At 37.7% G+C, this 4,084-nt stretch carries 1 protein-coding gene; it reads right to left on the bottom strand.

Annotation, left to right across the window (positions count from 1 at the left end):
- Positions 1–159: 159 nt before the first annotated feature.
- On the bottom strand, positions 160–4,084 hold a 3,925-nt coding region (locus E1176_RS04715), incomplete at its 5' end, for an FG-GAP-like repeat-containing protein (RefSeq protein WP_155209415.1).

Genomic DNA, 4,084 nt, shown 5'->3' with positions numbered 1-4,084 from the left:
GATCTAAACCGATCACCTGCGAATTATTATCTTCGGTAACAGCTGTCATTTTCTCTCGGGTAGCCAGTAACTTCAATAGACTAAAAATGAAAATTGAGGATATAAAAAAGACTGTGATTATTCATCACAGTCTTCTATAATTAGCTCAATACTGTTAAGTTATTTGTCGATGATCATTTTAGTTTTGAGTTCTTGATTACTTCCCTTGAGGGAGAGTATATATACGCCAGATTTTATATGAGAAATGTCAACTTTAATAAAGTTGTTGGATTTGTTCTGGTTCAGAGTTCCACTTTGAATCACCGCTCCTTGCATATTAATGACACTATAACTGGAGGGGCTCAATTTTTTTGGAATTTCAATCATTATCAAATTACTGGCAGGGTTTGGAAAGATACGGATATTACCAGTAATAGATTCACGCATGCCAGTCACAGGTGAAGCTGATGCCACATTTGAATATTCAGAATTTCCTCCTTCATTAAATGCAAGTACTCTATAAAAATACACCTGACCTTCTATCAAGCCTTTTGCCTGATAAGTGTTTATATCAGTTGCTGTTGAATCTAATACCACCCAATTATCTTCAGTTGAGATAGACTGCTCTACTACAAACCCTTCTTCGTTGGCGGAATTATCTGTCCAATTTAAACTAATTTGAGTGCCCGATACAACTTCTAATGACAGTTCAACAGGAGCAATAGGGGGGGCATCAAGTGTTGTGACTTCAAGTATGTTTGAATCAAAGGATGTACCCTCAGCTATAAAAGCCCTAATATTGTAATGGTATTCTGTTATTGGGTCAACATTGGTGTCAGTGTACGATGCAACATTGGCAGCTACTGTATCAATTCTTTGGAAAGTCCCATTACTATCATCAGATCTGTATATGACAAAGCCTAGTTCATTCATAGAATTATCCTCCCAGGTTAATTCGACCATGTTATAAGAAATGGATTCAGCTGATAAACTAAGAGGAGTATCAGGGAGCTGTACTTCCATTACCTCAATTTTTTGGTTAGCAGAAACATCAGAAACTATTTGTATACCATTATCCGGCCAAAACACTTCTACCTCAGCTGTTGATGATGACGCTAAACCAAAGTGCTTAACAAAGCCAGACTGACCATCATTACCACTGTTTGTAACGACTGGCTTAGTTATAGAAAGTTCGTCTGTTTTAACTTTTATATTTGCTCCTATTCCATCAGAATTGTTAATACTGCCATTTAACCTGACTTTTAACCAATTGTTTGAGTTGCCATTATTGTAGAAAAATTCGTTTTCAATATTACCACCTCCATTGGCGACAATAATATCTACGAAGCCATCTTGATCTAAGTCACCAATTGAAACAGATTCTGAGTATTGCGTACTTGAAAGTGCATACTCGTCTATAAGCTCAAATTCCTTATCACCAGTGTTTCTGAATAAAACCTTGGAATTTCCAGTAACGATAATAACATCTTCCCATCCATCATTATCGAAATCCAACCAGGCACTACTGGATCCTTGAACAATTGCATTTGTGATGGCATTGCTTACAGAGGTGAAATTCCCATCTCCGTCATTTTCATAGAATTCATCACGTTCATTTACATTGTTGGTAACTAATACATCAAAATCACCATCGTTATCATAATCCGCCCAAGACGAACCTACGCTTGGATAATTTAAGTCTGAAAGTGTATTGTCTGATTGTTTTATAAGGTTGCCGGATTTGTCGTTCATATAAACTGAGTTATTGTCAAAATATCCTGCCACAAATAAGTCAATCCATGAGTCATTATTAATATCAATAAAGGTGGCATCAATTGCTGAAATGCCATCTGTTATGGGATCTCCAGTTAGAACCTGGGTAAAGGTATCGTCCTGGTTGTTTAAATAAAGTTCTCCTTCTCCGCTCCAGTTTGCAACGTAAATATCAATATAGCCGTCATTGTTTACATCTCCCCATGTCGCCCCATTTGAGTCATTAGTAGCGGTAAATACACTTTGCCCTATACGGGTAAAAGTGTCATCTCCATTATTTAAGAAAAGCGCATTTTCTGATGAAGTTGTAATAAAGGCTTCTGGATAACCATCATTATTTATATCACCCCAAGTAATTGATCTGGTTTGGCCTGTAAACTCGCTTAAGTCATTGGCTACTGAAATGTAATTGTTTTCACCAAGATTTTTATACAATGAGCATTTATCGAATGAATTTATAATAAATATGTCCAACAACCCATCAGCATTATAATCAACCATACTGCTACCTGTAGAGTTAAACCTCTCATTCACAAAATTCACCGTATCAATATTGCTGTAGAATCCTTGAGCTGGTACATTAATCGTAACCTCCTCACTAAATCCAGAAACTTCAGGTCCGTTTAATGCCTGGATTCTATATGTGTAGGATGTTTCGTTTGTTACTTCGGAATCTACAAATTTCATCGTATTTGATGGGAGTGTGGTGTAGTTCTCAAAGCTCCCACCATTTACTGCCCTTTCAACGTGGAAAGAAGTTTCATTTGATGCCTGATCCAACCAATTGAGCTCTATTTTATCAGTGTTTAAAAACTCGGCACTAAGTTGTGATGGCACTTCCGGAGAATCACTGGCTGCGGTTATAGTGAAGGATCCTTCTAATGAAAAGTCAGATGCTCCCATACTATTGTCAATAGCCTGAACAGCAAAGTAGTAAGTACCATTCTCAAGATTCTCAAGTGTAGTATAATCATTGGTCCCGATATTGCCAATTTGCGAAATATAACGTTGTCCGTTTGTAATGTTCGAAGAAGGAGATTTAATTTCTATACCATCTGTCGTACTTCCCACGCGCAAATTATAAGATATTGCCGTTGTAGCAGTTTCACTATCATTGGAAGTTGACCAGGATAGGAGTACATTGGTTCCATCTACACTTGCTGCTACACTTGAAGGTATAGTTGGAGATGTATTGGCAGTAGAAGAGTTGTTAATATAGAGGCTGGTATTTGCAATATATGACGAATTATATCCAGTCATGATTACATCAAGGTCTCCATCCATGTCATAATCACCTATGTCAAAGTTTGGTTGATTATATTTATCAAAGCCACTGATAACTTCTGTGAAAGTCATGTCGCTATTATTTTGATAAAGATTGACATTATTATCACTGTTTTCATAGTTGCCTGCAATTATAAGATCAAGGTAGCCATCGTTATTAAAGTCTATGAATTCTTGCCTGTCAACGTACTCAAGTTCGGGAAGTCCAGTCTCGGAAATGGTACTAAAGCCTATAGCTGAACCACGAGAAACAGATAGACCATACACATCATCTCCAATTCTACCTTGCGTAATTATATCAAGGTACCCATCGCTGTCGATATCACCCCATACAGATTTTACACCCCAAGCCTCACCGCCTATATCCACACTTTCTTCACTAAAATTCCAGTTGCCATTATTTGTATAGACTTTGGTGAAATACTCTAAGGATCCATTATTCACACGATCTCTACCTGAAATGAGTATGTCAATATCTCCATCAAGGTCATAGTCTCCAACTTCTATGTTTCCACTGTCCATGCCCTTGAGTGAAATGGTGCTTAAAGCACTGAAATTTCCATCACCTTCATTTCTATAAAACCTTGACTCCGATACATTTTGATTATTTGCCCCCGCAATAAGTATATCAAGGTCACCATCCGCATCAAAATCTGCCATAGTCACATCACCTCCGTAAAAAGTTTTATTATCAGGCAGGTATTGCTCAGTGAAAGTGCCATCAGTGTTATTTATTGCTATGTAGGAGTGACCCTCACCCGAGAATCCATCACCCTGCAAACCAGCTCTTACCAGGTCAATATACCCGTCATTATTTAGGTCACCCCATGCACTATAACCCCTTCTTAAAGGTGTCAAACCCGTGGTTACATTTTCTGTAAAGGTTCCTGCTGAATTGGTGTATATAGCCGTATTTTCAAAGTCATATTGCGAACTGCCACTAAAATATAAATCTAAATCGCCATCCGCATCATAGTCTACCCACTTTGCCTCCCCAGAACTAAAATCTTTTAAAACTGTGGGAGTTGTATCTGTAAAAACCTGAGCA

The sequence above is a fragment of the Fulvivirga aurantia genome (assembly GCF_009711475.1).
GTDB lineage: Bacteria > Bacteroidota > Bacteroidia > Cytophagales > Cyclobacteriaceae > Fulvivirga > Fulvivirga aurantia.
This window is presented reverse-complemented; position numbering and strand designations above follow the sequence as displayed.